Consider the following 18,995-nt stretch of genomic DNA (forward strand, 5'->3'; position numbering starts at 1 on the left):
GCGCGGGCCAGGCCACCGGCGGCACCGGACCCGGCGGGGGACCGTGCGGCGGCACCGGCTGAGCCGGCCGCTGCGCCGGGCCGCGCTGCTCGCGGTTGAGCAGGAGCGCGCCGCCGATCAGGATCACCGCGCCGAGCAGGATCGCCCGGAACCCGTCCGTGACCACGTAGGCGAAGCCGAGCGCCACCACGATGCCGAGCACGATCACCGTGATCGGCGACATGCTGGAGCGGCCCCGGCCGAGCATGGCCTCCACCGGGGAGGCGGTGTCGCCCTCACCGGGGATGATCAGCCAGCCGGCGACGTACACGATGATGCCGATGCCGCCGAAGAAGCCGAGCACGGCCAGCAGCACGCGCCACAGCACCGGATCGGTGTTCGTGGCCCGGCCGATGGCGGCGCACACCCCGGCCAGGTAGCGGCCCTCGCGGGGGCGTACCAGGCCGTACCGGGTGGTGAAGCCGGCGGCGCCGGGTGGTGGGGCGTACCCACCGGGTGGTGGACCGGCGAACGGCGTGCCGCCGCCGGGCGGCGGGCTCGCCTGGTCGGTGGTGGGCGCCGTTCCCGGCGGGGGCGGCGGCGGGGCGTCCTGTGCTGCCGCCCAGGGGCGGGGCGGACGGGCAGCGTCCTCGTTCATGCCTTCGATACTGCTGCCCCGGCCGCCCGAGCAGCCTCCGGACCCGACCCTGACCCCACCCTGAGATCCACCGCCGGTGAAACTCCGGGGCGTCCCCGTGGTCCGCGGCGTCGTAACCGTGTGACGATCTGAGCGTCGGTGCGCCGCCGGCACATCCGCCTCGACCTGGGAGCCTCCGATCAGCAGCACCCCCGCCCCGCACGCCCCGCGCCTCTACCGGGCCACCGAGCACCGGCTGGCCGCCGGCGTGGCCGCGGGCATCGCCGAGCACCTGGGCATCCCGGTGCTGCGGGTCCGCGTGGCGTTCATGGTGCTGCTCGGGCTGAGCGGGCTCGGGCTGCTGCTCTACGCCGCCTTCTGGGCGGTGGTCCCGCCCCGCCCCGGCGACACCGCCGCCCCGCCCCGCCGCGACCTGGCCCAGCTGCTGCCGTTCGTGGTGATCGGGCTCGGCGTGCTGCTGCTCCAGGTGGTGGCGTTCAACTCGGTGGGCGCGGCCGGTACCGCCGGCTGGCTGGTCGCGATCATCGCGGTCGGCGCGGGCGTCATCTGGCACCAGGCCGCCCCGGAGCGCCGCCGGCAGTGGGGCGACTCGGCGGTGCCCTGGCTGGGCGCGGTGGTGGAGGAGAGCGACAGGCGCGCGTTCGTGCTGCGCTTCATCGGCGGCGGCGTGCTCGTCGCGGTCGGCATCATCGGCGTGGCCGCCGTCTACTCGCCGTCACAGAACTTCGACGCGGTGCTCAACGGCGTGATCTTCGCGCTGGTCGGGCTGGCCGGCGTGGGTGTGGTCACCGGTCCGGTGCTCTGGCGCACCTGGAACCAGCTCCGCTCCGAGCGGGAGGGCCGCATCCGGGAGCAGGAGCGCGCCGAACTGGCCGCGATGGTGCACGACCAGGTGCTGCACACGCTGGCCCTGATCCAGCGCAACGCCAGCGACGTCAAGACGGTGCAGCGGCTGGCCCGCGGTCAGGAGCGCTCGCTGCGCAACTGGCTCTACAAGCCGACCGCCTCGCCCACCGAGCGCTTCGCGGCCGCGCTGGAGCAGGCCGCCGCCGAGGTGGAGGACACGTTCGCCATCACCGTCGAGGTGGTGATGGTCGGCGACCGGGAGACCGACGAGCGGGTGGGCGCGATCGTGGCCGCCGGCCGGGAGGCCCTGGTCAACGCGGCCCGGCACGCCGGTGTGCAGACCGTCTCGCTGTACGCCGAGGTGGAGCCGGAGCAGGTGAGCGTGTTCGTCCGGGACCGGGGCAAGGGCTTCGACCCGGATACGGTGGAGAATCACCGGCACGGCGTCCGGGGCTCGATCATCGGACGGATGAAGCGGCACGGCGGCCGGGCGGAGATCCGGTCCGAGCCGGGGGAAGGGACCGAGGTCCGGCTGATCCTGCCGATCAGCGGCTCCGGCTCCACGGCGGAAAGGGACAAGTGACATGTCCGAGCAGGAACCGGTCGAGGGTACGGCGCCGCGCGGGCCGCTGCGGGTGTTCCTCGTCGACGACCACGCGATGTTCCGGGCCGGCGTCCGCGCCGAGCTGGGGGCGCGGGTGGAGGTGGTCGGCGAGGCCAGCTCGGTGGCCGAGGCGGTGACCCGGATCGCGGCCACCGCGCCGGACGTGGTGCTGCTCGACGTGCACATGCCCGACGGCGGCGGCCGCGCGGTGCTGGAGGCGATGCGGCGTACCCACCCGCAGGTGCGGTTCCTGGCGCTGAGCGTGTCCGACGCGGCCGAGGACGTGATCGGCCTGATCCGCGCCGGTGCGCGGGGGTACGTCACGAAGACGATCTCGCCGGAGGAGCTGACCGACGCGATCCGGCGGGTGGCCGACGGCGACGCCGTGTTCAGCCCGCGGCTGGCCGGGTTCGTGCTCGACGCGTTCGCCTCCCGGCCGGACGCGCCGGTGGCCGATCCCGAGCTGGACCAGCTCACCAACCGCGAGCGCGAGGTGCTGCGGCTGCTCGCCCGGGGGTACGCGTACAAGGAGATCGCCAAGGAGCTGTACATCTCGATCAAGACGGTCGAGACGCACGTCTCCAACGTGTTGCGCAAGCTCCAGATGTCGAACCGGTACGAGCTGTCCCGCTGGGCCGCCGACCGCCGGCTGGTCTAGGAATCCCACGTCCGCCCGGGGGCGGGGCCTCGGCGGCCTCGTACCCCCGGGTGGCCCTGTCGCCCGCTCAGTCGGCGTGGCATCATCCGGACGGACAGAAAACGCGACAGTCGCCTGCCCATGGGAGGCGCGGAGGCCGGCGCGGTGAACGTCACAACCTCCCCGGCGCAGGGATGCTTGTCGACCCTTCTATGCCCGTCTTGCCTGTTCAGGGCCCTATCGTCCGTGCGCTTTGTGATCTTTTCTCAAGTATCGGCAACGTGGCGACCAACTAACGGCTTGATAACGGCACCTTCACGGAAAGGGCCGGTTGGTGTCACAGTGGCAGCACCTCACCCCCCGGTGTGAGGCATCTCGACGGGCCTGCCGACCACGTGACGCCGCCATCAGCGCCGCTACGTGGCCGACGGCCCTGCGCGATGTCTCGTCCAGGGTGTGGCGCCCGGCGGATCGGTACCCCTGGGGTGTCCCGAATTCCTCTGCGGTAAACCGGCGTCCTGCGGTTCGGGTCGCCGGTGGTGTCACCCCCAAAGACGTGCGTGAAACTCACGACGGAACCAGGTTAGAAAGAGGAGGCCCCTCGGAATGAGAGTCTCGAAGCGGGCGAGCGGCGCGCTCGCGGTGGGCGCGGCATTCGCGCTCGTCGCGTCCGGCTGCTCCAGCGGGAACAACGACGGTGGCGACGCCGGCGCCAGCAAGGACGGCGCCATCGTCATCGACGGCACCCAGCCGGAGAACCCCCTGGTTCCGGCGAACACCACCGAGACCGGTGGCGGCAAGATCATCGACTGGGTGTGGAGCGGCCTGGTCGAGTACCCCAACAACGGTGGGGCGCCGCAGAACCTGCTCGCCGAGTCGATCGACACGAGCGACTCGAAGGTCTTCAAGATCAAGATCAAGCAGAACACCAAGTTCCACGACGGCACCACCGTCAAGGCCGAGAGCTTCGTCAAGGCCTGGAACTGGGCTGCCTACGGCCCGAACGGCGCGCAGAACGCCTCCTTCTTCTCCGACATCCAGGGCTTCGACGAGGTCTACACCGAGGACCCGGACGGCCCGGACGGCCCGAAGAAGGCCCCGGAGCCGAAGGCCAAGGAGATGTCCGGCCTGAAGGTCGTCGACGAATGGAACTTCGAGGTCACGCTCTCCGCGCCGACCGCCGTGTTCCCGACCAAGCTGGGCTACAGCGCCTTCATGCCGCTGCCGGACGCGTTCTTCTCGTCCGACCCGGCGACGTTCGGCAAGAAGCCGATCGGTAACGGCCCGGTGAGCCTGGTCTCCTGGCAGGACGACGTCGAGATCAAGCTGACCCGCTTCGACGACTACAGCCTGCGCGACAAGATGAAGATCAAGGACGTCACCGTCAAGATCTACCAGGACGACACGGCGGCGTACAACGACCTGCTCGCCGGCAACCTGGACTTCCAGCAGCAGGTTCCGGTCTCCGCGCTGGCCGGCGAGAAGTGGAAGACCGACCTGGCCGACCGGGCCATGGCCTCGACCACCCCGTCGACCGGCATCATCGCCTTCCCGATCTACGACAAGCGCTTCCAGAACCCGAAGCTGCGCAAGGCGATCTCGCTGTCCATCGACCGGCAGTCGATCACCGACAAGATCTTCTTCGGTAACCGCAAGCCGGCCGACAGCTGGGCCAACCCGCTGACCCCGGGCGCCGAGCCGGGCAACTGCACCGCCTGCAAGTTCGACGTGGCCCAGGCCAAGGCGCTGCTCGCCGAGGCCGGTGGCTTCCAGGGCAAGCTGACCCTGTCGTACAACGCGGACGCCAGCCACAAGGAGTGGATGGAGGCCGTCGCCCAGCAGATCAAGACCAACCTGGGCATCGACGCGGTTGCCGTCGGCGTGCCGACCTTCGCGGTCTTCCGCGCCAACATCAACGCCTACAAGATGACCGGTGCCTACCGGGCCGGTTGGCAGCAGGACTACCCGGACGTCGAGAACTGGATCAACCCGCTCTACGTCTCCGGTGGTTCCTCGAACGACGGCAAGTACAGCAACCCGCAGGTGGACGCCCTCGCCAAGGAGGCCTCCGCGGCCCCCAGCCTCGAGGAGGCCCACAAGAAGTTCGCTGAGGCCGTCAAGCTGATCGACCAGGACGTCCCCTCCATGCCGATCTACTTCGGTGGCCAGCAGTCCGGCCACTCGGAGAAGATCAAGAAGCTGGAGCTGTCCAACGTCGGTGAGCTCGACATCACCTCGGTCGAGCTCTGATCCGAACGGTCTGACCCCGGGTCGGGCTCGCCTACCGGTGAGCCCGACCCGGGGCCGTTCCGCGAGGGGGTGTACAACGAACCCCTCGCACGTTGTCGCCGCCGCGCCGGCTCACCCGGCGCTCCCTGTCTGGAGGACCACCCCATGGGCCGTTATCTCTTGAGACGGCTGCTGCAACTCGTGCCGGTGTTCATCGGTACGACGTTCCTGATCTACTGGCTCGTCTGGTCCGTGCCCGGTGACCCCTTCGCCGGCAAGTGCGGCGACCGCGGTTGCCCCCCGAACTACCGGGCCATGATGACCGAGAAGTACAACCTCGACGAGTCGATCTGGGTGCAGTACGCGAGCTACATGAAGAACCTCGTGCAGGGGGACTTCGGTATCACGTTCGGCGGTCGCGAGATCAGCGACATCATCGCCACGTCGTACCCGAACACCCTGAAGCTGGCGGTGGTCGCCCTCGCCATCGAGGCCGTGATCGGTCTCGGCGCGGGCATCCTCACCGGTCTCCGGCGCAACGGCTTCCTGGACAACCTGGTCCTGGTCTCCACCCTCTTCCTGATCGCCCTGCCCGTCTTCGTCATCGGCTTCGTGCTGCAGTGGCTGCTCGGTGTGAAGTGGGGCATCATCAACCCGACCGTGTCCAACGAGATGCGGTTCAGCGAACTGATCGTGCCGGGCTTCGTGCTCGGAAGCGCATCGATGGCGTACATCGCCCGGGTGGCGCGTACGAGCATCGCCGAGAACCGGCGTGCCGACTACGTCCGCACCGCGATCGCCAAGGGCCTGCCCATGCGCCGCGTGGTCGGCGTGCACCTGCTGCGCAACTCGCTCATCCCGGTCGTCACCCTGCTCGGCACCGACCTCGGCGCCCTGATGGGCGGCGCGATCGTGACGGAGGGCATCTTCGGTATCAACGGCATCGGCCGCCAGGTGCTCCGCTCGATCGTGACGAAGGAGAGCGCTACCGTTGTCGGCATCGTGGTGGTGCTGGTGCTCGTCTATCTCGTCATGAACCTGGTGGTCGACCTGCTCTACGCCGCCCTCGACCCGAGGATCCGCTATGAGTGACCGTCGCAGCGAACGAATCGTCCCAGCAGTCTGCGCGGGTAACCACGCCCGCGACGAGCGCAGCGAGGTGCGGGCATGAGTGACCCGAGTACCGCGTCGATCGTGTCGACGCCGCCCGCGACCATGCCCACCGAGGCCGGTTCGGGCGCTCCCACAAACGCCGGCCTGCCGGAGAGCGCGAAGCAGCAGAAGCCCCGTGGCCTGCTCGGCGACGCCTGGATCGACCTGCGTCGCAAGCCGCTGTTCTGGATCTCGGCGACGTTCATCGTGCTGTTCCTCGTGATGGCGGCCTTCCCGGCGCTGTTCACCTCCGGCGACGCCGTGAACGGCACGCTGGAGCGCAGCCGGGTCGAGCCGTCGTCCTCCGCCTGGTTCGGTTACGACGTGCAGGGCCGTGACGTCTACGCCCGGGTCATCTACGGCGCCCGTGCCTCGATCGTGGTCGCGGTGGTCTCCACCGTCCTGACGCTTCTCGTCGGTGGCGCGATGGGCATCATCGCCGGCTACCGCGGCGGCTGGGTGGACGCGCTGCTGTCCCGCGTGGCGGACATCTTCTTCGGCCTGCCGTTCGTGCTCGGCTCGATCGTCATCCTGACCACGTTCAACGGGTCCGGCAGCGACAACGGCGAGTGGACGATCATGGGCCTGGTCATCCTGTCCCTGAGCGTGCTGAGCTGGCCGGTCGTGATGCGGCTGATGCGCTCCTCGGTGCTCGCCACCAAGGAGGCCGACTACATCGTCGCGGCCCGCGCGCTCGGCGCCGGCACCGGCCGGATCATCCTCAAGCACCTGCTGCCGAACTGCCTGGCCCCGCTGCTGGTCTACGGCACGATCATGGTCGGCTCGTTCATCGGCGCCGAGGCCACGCTCTCGTTCCTGGGCATCGGCCTGAAGAGCCCGGTGGTCTCCTGGGGCATCATGATCAGCGAGGCGCAGAACTACATCCGGGTCTCGCCGTTCCTGCTGTTCTTCCCCTCCGCGTTCCTCGTCACCGCAGTGCTGAGCTTCGTCATGCTCGGCGAGGCGGTCCGCGAGGCCCTCGACCCGAAGCTCCGATAGGGGAACTGAGTTGTCCGACATTCTCGTGTCCGAGCAGTCCTCGCCGGGCGCCGACGGATCCGGCCGCCCCTCGGGCCGCCTGCTCGAGGTCGACGACCTTCGGGTGGAGTTCCGCACCCGGGACGGCGTCGCCAAGGTCATCAACGGAGTCACGTACCACGTCGACGCGGGGGAGACCCTCGCCGTGCTCGGCGAGTCCGGCTCCGGCAAGAGCGTCACCGCCCAGACCATCATGGGCATCCTGGACACCCCGCCCGGCTTCGTCACCGGCGGCAAGGTCCGCTTCCACGGCAAGGACATGCTCACCATGTCCCCCGAGCAGCGGCGGCGGATCCGTGGCGAGGGCATCGCCATGATCTTCCAGGACTCGCTCTCGGCCCTCAACCCGGTTTTCACGGTCGGCTTCCAGATCGCCGAGCAGTTCCGCATCCGGCGCGGCATGAGCCGCTCGGACGCCAAGAAGCGCGCGATCGAGATGCTCGACCAGGTGAAGATCCCCAACGCCAAGGGCCGGTTCAGCAACTACCCGCACCAGTTCTCCGGCGGTATGCGGCAGCGCGCCATGATCGCCATGTCGCTGGCGCTGGACCCCGAGGTGCTGATCGCCGACGAGCCGACCACCGCGCTGGACGTGACGGTGCAGGCCCAGATCATGGACCTGCTGGGTGAACTCCAGCGGGAACGGCAGATGGGCATGATCCTGATCACCCACGACCTCGGCGTGGTCGCCGATGTCGCGGACCGGATCGCGGTCATGTACGCCGGCCGGATCGTCGAGGAAGCCGACGTCTACGACCTGTACCGCAAGCCGGGACACCCGTACACGCTCGGCCTGCTCAACTCGATCCCGCGGATGGACGAGAAGGGGCAGGAGCTCCGCACCATCAAGGGCCTCCCGCCGAACTTGATGAACATCCCCCCGGGCTGCGCGTTCAACCCGCGCTGCCCGATGGCGCAGCCGGTGTGCCGGGAGAAGGTCCCGCCGCTGCTGCAACTGGGCAGCGGCCGGGCCAGCGCCTGCCACTTCGCCGAGGAGCTGGTGAACCGTGACTGAGAACATCATCGAGGTCCGCGACCTGGTCAAGCACTACCCCGTGACCCGGGGTGTGGTGTTCAAGAAGACCATCGGCCAGGTCAAGGCGGTCGACGGCGTCTCCTTCGAGCTCAAGGCCGGCGAGACGCTCGGCGTGGTCGGCGAGTCCGGCTGCGGCAAGTCGACGCTCGCCCGCGTGCTGATGAACCTGGAGAAGCCGACCTCCGGGCAGGTGCTCTACAAGGGCCAGGACATCTCCAAGCTCTCCGGTGGCGCGCTGCGGCGGCTGCGCCGGCAGATCCAGCTGGTGATGCAGGACCCGTACACCTCGCTGAACCCCCGGATGACTGTGGGTGACCTGATCGGCGAGCCGTTCGAGATCCACCCCGAGGTGGCTCCGCGCGGCAGCCGGCGCGGCAAGGTCAAGGAACTGCTCGACCTGGTCGGCCTCAACCCGGAGCACATCAACCGGTACCCGCACCAGTTCTCCGGCGGCCAGCGGCAGCGCATCGGCATCGCCCGGGCGCTGGCGCTGCGGCCCGAGGTGATCGTCTGCGACGAGCCGGTGTCGGCCCTGGACGTCTCGATCCAGGCCCAGGTGATGAACCTGCTGGAGAAGCTCCAGGCCGAGTTCGGGCTGTCGTACGTCTTCATCGCCCACGACCTGTCCGTGGTGCGGCACCTCTCCGACCGGGTCGCCGTGATGTACCTGGGCAAGATGGTGGAGATCGGCACCGAGGACGAGATCTACGAGCGGCCGACCCACCCGTACACCCAGGCGCTGCTGTCGGCGGTGCCGGTGCCGGACCCGACCGTGCGCGAGAGCAAGGCGATCATCCGGCTCCAGGGCGACGTGCCGTCGCCGGTCAGCCCGCCCTCGGGCTGCCGGTTCCGCACCCGGTGCTGGAAGGCGCAGGACGTCTGCGCCCAGGAGGTGCCGCTGCTCCAGATCCGGCCGGGCTCGGACCACCCGAGCGCCTGCCACTTCGCGGAGAAGCGGGAGATCGTCGTCACCCACGAGGTGGCCTGATCCGTCCCGGACCGCCTGCCGGCGTCAGCTCGACGCCGGCGGGCGGTTCGTCGTATCCGGGGACGTCACCGCGTCACAGCGGGCCGCGACCGGCGCGCAGCAGCAGGAGCGCGAGCTGCGTGCCGTCGGCGCCGAGCTCGGAGCGGAACCGTTCCAGGATCTCCCGCTCGCGGGAGAGCACCAGCCGGGTGCCGCCGGAGGCCATCCGGGTCGCGCCGACCTCCTGGGAGAGCGCGGCCCGCTCCTGCCAGAGCGCGATGAGGGTGCGGTCGATCTCGTCGATGCGCCGCCGGATCTCACCGATCCGCTCCGCCGCCGCCGCGTCGTCGGTGCCGGTCCGGGCCGCCGCGGCACCGGTCGGGTCGCCGCCGGCCGGCCGGCCGTTGCGCGCCGGGCTGCCGCTGGACTCCACCACGTCAGTCATCATCGTCGTCCCTCTCGGGGCTCGGGCCCGGTACCCGGATCCCGGAACGAAAACGCCCCGGGCTCTGAGGAGCCCGGGGCGTTTCGTAGGTCTGTGATCAGGCGCGACCCACGGCTGCCGGACTCCCGGTGCCGTAGTAAAAAAAGGAGCGCTGATCGAACACGTCGTCGAGTATGCCGACCACCCGGGCGGGCGCGCAAGAAGACGCACCAACAGGTGAGACGTCGAGCGGTGGCGCGGGCGGGGAAGTGTCCGCCCGGCGGCATAGACTCGGGCTGCGATGCATCCTCTCTTCGACATTCCCACATCCCCGCCCGCGCCGGAGTCCCGGCCGACCCCGCCGCGCCGTCCCGGGGGCGCCGGGTCGGATCCGGCCGCCCTCCTCGACGGCCTGAACGGCCCCCAGCGGGACGCGGTGACCCACGCCGGCTCCCCGCTGCTGATCGTGGCCGGCGCCGGCTCCGGCAAGACCCGGGTGCTGACCAACCGGATCGCCTACCTGCTCGCCGCCCGCGACGTGCACCCCGGCGAGATCATCGCGATCACGTTCACCAACAAGGCCGCCGGTGAGATGAAGGAGCGGGTGGCCGCGCTGGTCGGCCCGCGAGCCCGGCTCATGTGGGTCTCCACGTTCCACTCCGCCTGCGTACGCATCCTGCGGGCCGAGCACGAGCACGCCGGCCTGAAGTCGACGTTCTCGATCTACGACGCGGACGACTCGCGCCGGTTGATGCAGATGGTCGCCCGCGAGCTGGACCTGGACCCGAAGCGCTACCCGGCCCGGGGCCTTGCCGCCCAGGTGTCGAACCTGAAGAACGAGCTGGTCGACCCGGAGGAGTTCGCCGGCCGGGCCAAGGGGCCGAACGAGCGGGCGCTGGCCGAGGCGTACACGCTCTACCAGCGGCGGCTGCGCGAGGCGCACGCGCTGGACTTCGACGACCTGATCATGACGACGGTGCACCTGCTCCAGTCGCACCCGCACGTCGCGGAGAGCTACCGGCGCCGGTTCCGGCACGTGCTGGTGGACGAGTACCAGGACACCAACCACGCCCAGTACGTGCTGATCAAGGAGCTGGTCTCCGGCACCGAGGGGATCCCGCCGGCCGAGCTGTGCGTGGTCGGTGACGCCGACCAGTCGATCTACGCGTTCCGCGGCGCGACCATCCGCAACATCCTGGAGTTCGAGCGGGACTTCACCGACGCCCGCACGATCCTGCTGGAGCAGAACTACCGCTCGACCCAGACCATCCTCAACGCGGCCAACGCGGTGATCGACCGCAACACCTCGCGCAAGCCGAAGCGGCTGTGGAGCGACGCCGGGTCCGGCGAGCAGATCGTCGGGTACGTCGCCGACACCGAGCACGCCGAGGCCGACTGGGTGGCCCGGGAGATCGACCGGCTGGTCGACGACGGCGAGACCCGCCCGGGTGACGTGGCGGTGTTCTACCGCACCAACGCCATGTCCCGCGTGTTCGAGGAGGTGTTCATCCGGGTCGGCCTGCCCTACAAGGTGGTCGGCGGGGTGCGCTTCTACGAGCGCAAGGAGGTCCGCGACGCGCTCGCGTACCTGCGCGCGGTGGTGAACGACGACGACACGGTGAGCCTGCGCCGGGTCCTCAACACCCCGCGCCGGGGCATCGGCGAGCGGGCCGAGGCGTGCGTGGAGGCGCTGAGTGCCCGGGACCGCATCTCCTTCGGCGCCGCGCTGCGCCGGGCCAAGGACGCGCCGGGCATCTCGACCCGGGCGGCGAACGGCATCGCCGAGTTCGTCGCGCTGCTCGACGCGGCGCGGGAGCTGGCCGACACCGGCACCCCGGAGGAGGTGCTGGAGGCGGTGCTGACCCGCTCCGGCTACCTGGCCGAGCTGGAGGAGAGCCTCGACCCGCAGGACGCCGGCCGGGTGGACAACCTCCAGGAACTGGTGAGCGTCGCCCGGGAGTACACCGAGCGGATCGAGGCGCTCGGCGCCGACGACGAGCGGGCCACGCTCGCCGGTTTCCTGGAGCAGGTGGCGCTGGTCGCCGACGCCGACCAGATCCCTGCGTCACCGGGCTCGGCGCCTGACGGCGCCGAGGCAGACGACGCCGCGCCTCATCAGGGCGTGGTCACGCTGATGACGCTGCACACGGCCAAGGGCCTGGAGTTCCCGGTGGTCTTCCTGACCGGCCTGGAGGACGGCGTCTTCCCGCACCTGCGCTCGCTCGGCGACACCCGCGAGCTGGAGGAGGAGCGGCGGCTGGCGTACGTGGGCATCACCCGGGCCCGCCAGCGCCTCTACCTGTCCCGCGCGGTGACCCGGTCCGCCTGGGGCGCGCCCGCCTACAACCCGCCGTCGCGGTTCCTGGAGGAGCTGCCGCCGGAGCTGGTCCGCTGGGAGCGCACCGAGGGGTCGTACACCTCGTGGGGTGGCGGGGGCGGCGGCGTCGGCGGCCGGGCGGACCGCGTGGGCCGTGGTGGCTTCGCCGGCGGCACGCCGAAGGCGACCGAGCTGGCGAAGCGGCTGGGCGTGGACGCCAGCCGCCTGGCCACCGCGAGCGAGCTGAAGCAGGCCCCGAAGGTCTCGGTGGGCGACCGGGTCAACCACCAGCGGTACGGCCTGGGCCGGGTGCTGGCGGTGGAGGGTGCCGGGCCGGGCGCCCGCGCCCAGATCGACTTCGGCGACCAGACCATGTGGCTGGTGCTGCGGCACGCCCCGATCGACAAGCTCTGAACGCCGGGCGGGCCCGGTCCGGCTCGTGGCCGGGCCGGGCCCTCCTCCTGTCGTGGCGCCCTCAGCAGGCCACGTCGATGCCCCGGGCACGCAGGAACGGCGCCGGGTCGATCTGGTTCCACATCGCGCCCTGGTGCACCTCGAAGTGCAGGTGCGGGCCGGTGGAGTCGCCGGTGGAGCCCTCGTACCCGATGACCTGACCGGCCTTGACCTTGTCGCCCACGGCGACGGCGAGCCGGCTCTGGTGGGCGTAGTGGGTCAGGTAGCCGTTGTGGTGGTCGATGAAGACCGAGATGCCGTAGCCGTCGCCCACGTCACCGGCCTTGACCACGGTGCCCGCCGCGGCGGCGTGGATCGGCGTGCCGGCCGGCATGGCGAAGTCGATGCCGGCGTGCTGGGTGCCCCAGCGGGGCCCGTAGCAGGACGTGATGTCGGCGCCCTTCATCGGCACGACCCAGGTGGGCTTCTTCGCCACAGTCGTCTTCTTCGGCTTCGGCTTGGGCTTCGCGGTCGCCGTCTTCTTCGGCGCCGGGGTGGTCGCGCTCGGGCTCGGCGACGGGCTGGCCGGTACGGCGGACGGGGTGACCGGCTCACGGGCCGAACGGTCGGCGCGGGCGGCGTCGTCGGCGCGGGCCGCCACGCCGAGGTCGACGGCGGCCGGGGTGGGGTCGGACGGGGCGGTGGTGACGACCACGCCACCGATGCCGAGGCCGAGCACTGCCACCGCGCCGGTGACCACGTAGACGGTGCGCCGGGCGCGGCGCGGGCGCCGGTGCCGGGCGGGAGCGTTGTCCGGGGTGGGGCTGCTGTGCTGCACGGGATCCTTCATCGGTTTCGAGGGGCACGTGACCTCGAAATACTGGTGTCGGTGCAGGTCGCAGCGGGTATGGGGGTGCGGAGGCGGTGGCGCGTGGCCGTCGCGGCGCGTCCGGTTTTCCACCGGCCGGCCGGTTCGGGCGAAGAGACGATCTTCGGTGCGTGTGCTCCCGGTCACACTCGTCGGTGTGACGTGGCAGACATCGGCACAGACGAAACCGCCCGGACCGTGCGGTCCGGGCGGTTAAGAGGCGTTACGGAGCGTCAGGACGCGGCTGCGTCGCTGTAAACCGCCTCGACTTCGAGCTGAATGTCCACTCCGCGATCCTTGAGGAACGCCACCGGGTCCTGCGGCTGGCCCTTGACATGGATCTCCAGGTGCAGGTGGGAGCCGTAGGAGTGGCCGGTGTTGCCGACCAGGCCGAGCTGGTCGCCGGCCTTCACCTCTTGGCCCTCCTTGACCGTCACCGCGGAGGAGTGGCCGTAGATGGCCTCGCTGCCGTCGGAGTGCTGGACGATGACGGCGTAGCCGTAGCCGCCGAACCATCCGGCCTTGGTGACGGTGCCGGCGTGGACCGCCTTGTAGGGCGTGCCTTCCGGGGCGACCAGGTCGATGCCGGTGTGCAGCTTGCCCCAGCGCATGCCGTAGGGGGACTTGAAGTCGTAGCCGTGCAGTGGCAGGAGCCACGGGTCCTGCTCGGCGGCCTTGCGGTCGGAGCGGTCCGAACGGGAGGGGGCGTCCGCGCTGTCGGCACGGGCGGCGGCGTCCTGGCTGGCGACCGAGGCCTGCCGGAGTTCGTCCAGGACCGACGGGTTGACGCTCTTGGCGTCGGGGAGGGCGTTCGCGCCGATGGCGACGATGCCGGCGCCGACGAACGCGGTGGTGACCACCGCGGCGTAGCGGCTCCGCGGGGGGGTGGGTACGCGGCGGCGGCCGCGATAGCGATCGGGCTCAGACGACAGGCGCTGGCGCACGCACACCCTCCGTTGTCGGGGATCCGATGCGACTCCGGACCGTTCGGTGAAGCTCTGTCGAACCTCCGGTGTCGCGTCATCACCCGTCCGTGGACCTGATGACAACCGTGGACACGTTAGCCAACAGCCACTCCTGTCACAAGCCGAAGCGCCGAACTGCTGATTCTTTATGTCGGATTCCATCCGGCCTTGTCATATCTCGTGCCGCCAGTCGGATGGTCCGTCGACTGCCCATTCGTCGCGGACAGTGACCGAACGGCGGAGGTGTCCGGCTTTCCGCGTACCCGAGCGGGCGGTAGGGGGGACGGCTCGTATGTGGGAAGGTCCAGCCCCGCTTCCCGCCTCCGGTCCGGCCGGGTTACCGTTCGTTCAGGTCAGGAGTGCCGGTGAAAGGTGTGCGCAGATGAGCTCTCGTATCCGGGTCGTCGTCGCGAAGCCCGGCCTGGACGGCCACGACCGGGGAGCGAAGGTGGTCGCCCGTGCCCTGCGTGACGCGGGGATGGAGGTCATCTACACCGGCCTGCACCAGACGCCCGAGCAGATCGTCGAGACCGCCATCCAGGAGGACGCGGACGCGGTCGGCCTGTCGGTGCTCTCCGGCGCGCACATGACGCTGTTCAAGCGCGTCGTCGAACTGCTGACCGAGCGCGACGCGACCGACATCGTGGTGTTCGGCGGCGGCATCATCCCCGAGGCCGACATCCCGGAGCTGGAGCGGCTCGGCGTCGCGAAGATCTTCACCCCGGGTGCCACCACCGGGTCGATCGTCGAGTGGGTACGGGAGAACGTCGCCCAGCCGGTCGGCTGACCCGCCGCGTCGCCGGCGCTCGCTGTCCGGCCCCCGCGTTCCCGGCTCCGGGCACGGGGGAGGGGCCGGACGCACCCCTCACACGCCCGGCCCCTCTATGCACGATGCCCCGCCGCCACCCCTCGACCGACAGGGCATCGGCCGCTCCCGTCGCCGCGCTTGACCAGCGCGCCGACATCACACTCAACGACGCCCCCGACGGGCGGTTACGCCCCGGTCCGGAGATCCCCCGGACGGCTTACGCCCGCGCCCGCCGGTGCGGCCGTGCCCGGACCGGCCGGACGACGGCCTGTGCATTACCGCACACCCCGCACCCGCTCGGTTGCCGCCCGTTCCCATCTCGTTAGGCTGCGGCAAATGGCCTGTCTCATCTGATGACAGGCGTCAAACTGATTTTCCGAAGCTGGTGGCGGCGCGACGGCGCGCCGCGGAGACGGGACGGGACGCGCAATCGTGGACCTGTACGAGTACCAGGGGCGGGACCTGTTCGAGCGGCACGGCTTGCCCGTGCTCGCCGGCGGCGTCGCCACTACCCCGGAGGAGGCCCGCGCGATCGCCGAACGCCTCGGCGGCCGGGTGGTCGTCAAGGCGCAGGTGAAGGTCGGTGGCCGCGGCAAGGCCGGCGGCGTGAAGCTGGCCGAGGGCGCGGAGGAGACGGTGGCCCGGGCCACCGACATCCTCGGCATGGACATCAAGGGTCACACCGTCCACAAGGTCATGATCACCGTGACCGCGGACGTGGCCGAGGAGTACTACTTCTCGTACCTGCTCGACCGGGCGAACCGCACCTTCCTCTGCATCGCCAGCGTTGCCGGCGGTATGGACATCGAGCAGGTCGCGGCCGAGACCCCGGAGCGGGTCGTGAAGGCGCCGATCGACGCCAACACCGGCGTGGACGAGGCCAAGGCGCGCGAGATCGTCACCGCGGCCGGTTTCCCGGCCGAGGTCGCCGACCAGGTGGTCGAGGTCGCGGTCAAGCTGTGGCAGGCGTTCGTGGCCGAGGACGCCACGCTCGTCGAGGTGAACCCGCTGGCGACCACCAAGGACGGCAAGCTGCTGCTCCTGGACGCCAAGGTCACCCTGGACGAGAACGCCGGGTTCCGGCACCCGGACCACGAGGCCCTGGTCGACCAGGCGTCGGTGGACCCGCTGGAGCAGGCCGCGAAGGCCAAGGACCTCAACTACGTCAAGCTCGACGGCGAGGTCGGCATCATCGGCAACGGCGCGGGCCTGGTCATGTCCACGCTCGACGTGGTCGCGTACGCGGGCGAGCGGCACGGCGGCGTCAAGCCGGCCAACTTCCTCGACATCGGCGGCGGCGCGAGCGCCGAGGTGATGGCGAACGGCCTGGAGATCGTCCTGTCCGACCCGTCGGTCAAGAGCGTCTTCGTCAACGTCTTCGGCGGCATCACCGCCTGCGACGCGGTCGCCAACGGCATCGTGCAGGCGCTGGCGCTGCTGGAGCAGCGCGGCGAGAAGGCCACCAAGCCGCTCGTCGTGCGCCTCGACGGCAACAACGCCGAGGCCGGCCGGGCGATCCTCGACGGCGCGGCCAACCCGCTGATCCAGCGGGTCGACACCATGGACGGCGCGGCCGAGCGGGCCGCCGAGCTGGCAGCTGCGGGGGTCTGACAATGGCTATCTGGCTGACCAAGGACTCCAAGGTCATCGTGCAGGGGATGACCGGTTCCGAGGGTTCCAAGCACACCCGGCGGATGCTCGCCGCCGGCACCAACGTGGTCGGCGGCGTGAACCCGCGCAAGGCCGGCACCACTGTCGACTTCGACGGCACCGAGCTGCCCGTCTTCGCCTCCGTCGCGGACGCGATGAAGGAGACCGGTGCCGACGTCACCGTCATCTTCGTGCCGCCGCAGTTCACCAAGGCCGCCGTGGTCGAGGCGATCGACGCCGGCATCGACCTGGCCGTGGTGATCACCGAGGGCGTGCCGGTGCACGACACCGCCGCGTTCTGGGCGTACAACAAGGCCAAGGGCGAGCGCACCCGGATCATCGGCCCGAACTGCCCGGGCATCGCCTCACCGGGCGCGTCGAACGCCGGCATCATCCCGGCCGACATCACCGGCTCCGGCCGGATCGGCCTGGTCAGCAAGAGCGGCACGCTGACCTACCAGATGATGTACGAGCTGCGCGACATCGGCTTCTCCACCTGCGTCGGCATCGGCGGTGACCCGATCATCGGCACCACCCACATCGACGCCCTGGCCGCCTTCGAGGCGGACCCGGAGACCGACGCGATCGTCATGATCGGTGAGATCGGTGGCGACGCCGAGGAGCGGGCGGCCGAGTTCATCAAGGCCAACGTCACCAAGCCGGTGGTCGGCTACATCGCCGGCTTCACCGCCCCGCCCGGCAAGACCATGGGTCACGCCGGCGCGATCATCTCGGGCTCGGCGGGCACCGCCGACGCCAAGAAGGCGGCGCTGGAGGCGGTGGGCGTCAAGGTCGGCAAGACCCCGACCGAGACCGCCAACCTGATGCGGGAGCTCATGTCCGGCCGCTGAGCGGCCGAGCGACACGCCGAGGGGCCGACCGGGCAACCGGTCGGCCCCTCGCGTTCAGCGGTACCAGTACGGGTAGTACGAGTTGCCCCGGGCGCGCACGATGGCGCTGGCGACGATGTTGATCACACCGAACGCGATGCCCAGCCAGCCGAGCAACTGCGACCTGCCGTTGCGCCGGGCGTCGCGGATCGACAGCGCGCCGAAGACGATGCCCAGGATGCCGCAGCAGAACAGGCCGAAGACGATGCCGAGGACGCCCCAGAGCGTGGTCCGGTCCCGGCCGACGGCCGGTGGTGGCGGGGGCGGCGGATACGGAGCGTGCACGGCTTCCTCCGAGCGGTCGGCACCGCGACGGGAACGGTCGCGTCTGAGGCCGAGGCTAGACCGGAACACCGCCGCCGGGCCGGGGTTCGGCGAACTCGCCAGGCAACCGGCCCGGTATCGGACTGCCGTCCTTCCCGCGGCGTGCCAGAGTAGACACGATGTCACGCGTCACCCCTGACCAGCCCCGCCGTCCGGCCACCGGTCCCCCCGCCGGTGCCCGGCCGCCCGGCCGTGCCCGCCCGGCCGCGCGCGTGCCCGCGCCCCGATCGGGTGCCGAGCCCCGCAGCCGGGCGCCGCTGCCGGTCGCCGCCGGGGTGGCCGCGCTCTGGGCGGCGCTGACCTCCTGGCTGCCGGTCTCCGCCGTGCTGGGCCTCGCCCAGCTCAGCGAGGACGCCGGATCGCCCGGTGGCGCGCTCCGCGCCGGCCTGGCCGGCTGGCTGCTCGGCCACGGGGTGCCGCTGCAGACCACCGCCGGTCCGCTCGGCCTGGCGCCGCTCGCGCTCAGCGCGCTCGCCGTCTGGCGGCTCACCCGCGCCGGGGTGCACGTCAGCCGGGCCGTCGGCGCGCGCGGCGCGGGCTCGCCGCGCCAGGCGCTCACCGTCGCGGTCGCCGTCGGCATCGCGTACGCGCTGCTCGGCGCACTCGCCGCGTTCGCCGTCGACGCCGGCGGCCTGCGGGTCTCCCCGGTCACCGCCGCGCTCACGTTCGCCGCGTTCGGCGTGTCCGCCGCCCTGGTCGGCGCGCTGCGCACCACGGGTGTCTGGGCGGTGCTGGCCGAGCGCTGCCCACCGCCGGTGCGCGACGGTCTGCGTACCGGACTGGTGGCGGCGCTGCTGCTGTGCGGCGCGGGTGCCGGTGCGGCCGGGCTGGCGGTGGCCACCGGTGGCGGCGACGCGGCCGACATGATCGGGGCGTACCGGACCGGGGTGGCCGGTCAGGCGGGCATCACACTGGTCAGCCTCGCCTACGCGCCGAACGCGACCGCCTGGTCGGCGAGCTACCTGCTCGGGCCCGGGTTCGCGGTCGGCACCGACACCGCCGTCCGGACGAGCGAGGTCTCCGTGGGTGCGCTGCCGGCCGTACCGCTGCTGGCCGGCCTGCCGCGGGGCCCGATGGACGGGCTGGGTGGCGCGCTGCTCGCAGTGCCGGTGCTGGCCGCGATGGCGGCCGGCTGGCTGCTCGCCCGGCGGCTGCTGCGCGCGGCGGCCGAGGAACGGGCCGAGGTGGGCTGGCCGGCGCTGCTGCTGCC

17 protein-coding genes are annotated in these 18,995 nt (G+C 71.1%); 12 read left to right on the top strand and 5 right to left on the bottom strand.

Going from position 1 to position 18,995, the window contains the following annotated elements; all coding sequences use genetic code 11:
* A partial coding sequence (locus tag AC2CHG_RS21210; RefSeq protein ID WP_484525413.1) for a PspC domain-containing protein occupies positions 1-637 on the bottom strand: 637 nt, incomplete at its 3' end.
* 178 nt (positions 638-815) lie between these two features.
* Between AC2CHG_RS21210 and AC2CHG_RS21215 the strand changes: the two genes are divergently transcribed.
* The 7 genes from AC2CHG_RS21215 (at position 816) to AC2CHG_RS21245 (ending at position 9,167) form a co-directional block, all read left to right on the top strand.
* Positions 816-2,066, top strand: a complete 1,251-nt coding sequence (locus AC2CHG_RS21215; RefSeq protein WP_484525415.1) for a PspC domain-containing protein — start codon at positions 816-818, stop codon at positions 2,064-2,066.
* 1 nt (position 2,067) lies between these two features.
* Positions 2,068-2,745 (top strand): response regulator, encoded by a 678-nt coding sequence (locus AC2CHG_RS21220; RefSeq protein ID WP_030501521.1) that lies wholly within the window; start codon positions 2,068-2,070, stop codon positions 2,743-2,745.
* Between the two features lie 585 nt (positions 2,746-3,330).
* Entirely contained in the window at positions 3,331-4,974 is a 1,644-nt protein-coding gene (locus AC2CHG_RS21225; RefSeq protein ID WP_402807641.1) for a peptide ABC transporter substrate-binding protein, read from the top strand.
* 144 nt (positions 4,975-5,118) lie between these two features.
* Entirely contained in the window at positions 5,119-6,045 is a 927-nt protein-coding gene (locus AC2CHG_RS21230) for an ABC transporter permease (protein ID WP_252449641.1), read from the top strand.
* 75 nt (positions 6,046-6,120) lie between these two features.
* Positions 6,121-7,104, top strand: coding sequence for an ABC transporter permease (locus AC2CHG_RS21235; RefSeq protein WP_366621887.1), 984 nt, complete (start codon positions 6,121-6,123; stop codon positions 7,102-7,104).
* 25 nt (positions 7,105-7,129) lie between these two features.
* Positions 7,130-8,158 (top strand): ABC transporter ATP-binding protein, encoded by a 1,029-nt coding sequence (locus AC2CHG_RS21240; protein ID WP_262015875.1) that lies wholly within the window; start codon positions 7,130-7,132, stop codon positions 8,156-8,158.
* Positions 8,151-9,167 carry an ABC transporter ATP-binding protein gene (locus AC2CHG_RS21245; RefSeq protein ID WP_366621885.1) on the top strand — a complete coding sequence of 339 codons (1,017 nt, stop codon included), beginning with the start codon at positions 8,151-8,153 and terminating at the stop codon, positions 9,165-9,167. The genes AC2CHG_RS21240 and AC2CHG_RS21245 overlap by 8 nt, the downstream gene beginning before the upstream one ends.
* A gap of 73 nt (positions 9,168-9,240) precedes the next feature.
* On the opposite strand, the gene AC2CHG_RS21250 is transcribed toward AC2CHG_RS21245, so the two are convergent.
* Positions 9,241-9,594: a chorismate mutase gene (locus AC2CHG_RS21250; RefSeq protein WP_135242001.1), complete on the bottom strand. Its 354-nt coding sequence runs from the start codon at positions 9,592-9,594 to the stop codon at positions 9,241-9,243.
* 277 nt (positions 9,595-9,871) lie between these two features.
* Here AC2CHG_RS21250 and pcrA point away from each other — a divergent pair, with 277 nt between their 5' ends.
* Positions 9,872-12,301, top strand: coding sequence for a DNA helicase PcrA (gene pcrA, locus AC2CHG_RS21255; RefSeq protein WP_366621883.1), 2,430 nt, complete (start codon positions 9,872-9,874; stop codon positions 12,299-12,301).
* Positions 12,302-12,362: 61 nt separating this feature from the next.
* Here pcrA and AC2CHG_RS21260 read toward each other — a convergent pair whose 3' ends face one another.
* Both AC2CHG_RS21260 and AC2CHG_RS21265 read right to left on the bottom strand, forming a co-directional pair.
* Positions 12,363-13,130, bottom strand: a complete 768-nt coding sequence (locus AC2CHG_RS21260) for a M23 family metallopeptidase (protein WP_262015832.1) — start codon at positions 13,128-13,130, stop codon at positions 12,363-12,365.
* Positions 13,131-13,381: 251 nt separating this feature from the next.
* Positions 13,382-14,092 carry a M23 family metallopeptidase gene (locus AC2CHG_RS21265; protein ID WP_262015833.1) on the bottom strand — a complete coding sequence of 237 codons (711 nt, stop codon included), beginning with the start codon at positions 14,090-14,092 and terminating at the stop codon, positions 13,382-13,384.
* Positions 14,093-14,495: 403 nt separating this feature from the next.
* Here AC2CHG_RS21265 and icmB point away from each other — a divergent pair, with 403 nt between their 5' ends.
* From icmB to sucD, 3 genes are all read left to right on the top strand, one after another.
* The gene (icmB, locus tag AC2CHG_RS21270) at positions 14,496-14,900 is read left to right on the top strand and encodes a coenzyme B12-dependent isobutyryl CoA mutase small subunit (RefSeq protein ID WP_013288515.1); all 405 of its coding nucleotides are present in this window, start codon (positions 14,496-14,498) and stop codon (positions 14,898-14,900) included.
* Positions 14,901-15,353: 453 nt separating this feature from the next.
* The gene (gene sucC / locus AC2CHG_RS21275; protein ID WP_135241995.1) at positions 15,354-16,532 is read left to right on the top strand and encodes an ADP-forming succinate--CoA ligase subunit beta; all 1,179 of its coding nucleotides are present in this window, start codon (positions 15,354-15,356) and stop codon (positions 16,530-16,532) included.
* A 2-nt stretch (positions 16,533-16,534) separates the two neighbouring features.
* Positions 16,535-17,422, top strand: a complete 888-nt coding sequence (sucD, locus tag AC2CHG_RS21280; protein ID WP_262015834.1) for a succinate--CoA ligase subunit alpha — start codon at positions 16,535-16,537, stop codon at positions 17,420-17,422.
* A 54-nt stretch (positions 17,423-17,476) separates the two neighbouring features.
* Here sucD and AC2CHG_RS21285 read toward each other — a convergent pair whose 3' ends face one another.
* Positions 17,477-17,746, bottom strand: coding sequence for a DUF4190 domain-containing protein (locus AC2CHG_RS21285; RefSeq protein ID WP_135241993.1), 270 nt, complete (start codon positions 17,744-17,746; stop codon positions 17,477-17,479).
* Between the two features lie 158 nt (positions 17,747-17,904).
* On the opposite strand from AC2CHG_RS21285, the gene AC2CHG_RS21290 reads away from it, so the two are divergent.
* Positions 17,905-18,995 (top strand): cell division protein PerM (locus AC2CHG_RS21290; protein ID WP_484525414.1); only part of this gene is annotated, 1,091 nt, incomplete at its 3' end.

It is taken from the genome of Micromonospora sp. ATLC20, from assembly GCF_057196585.1.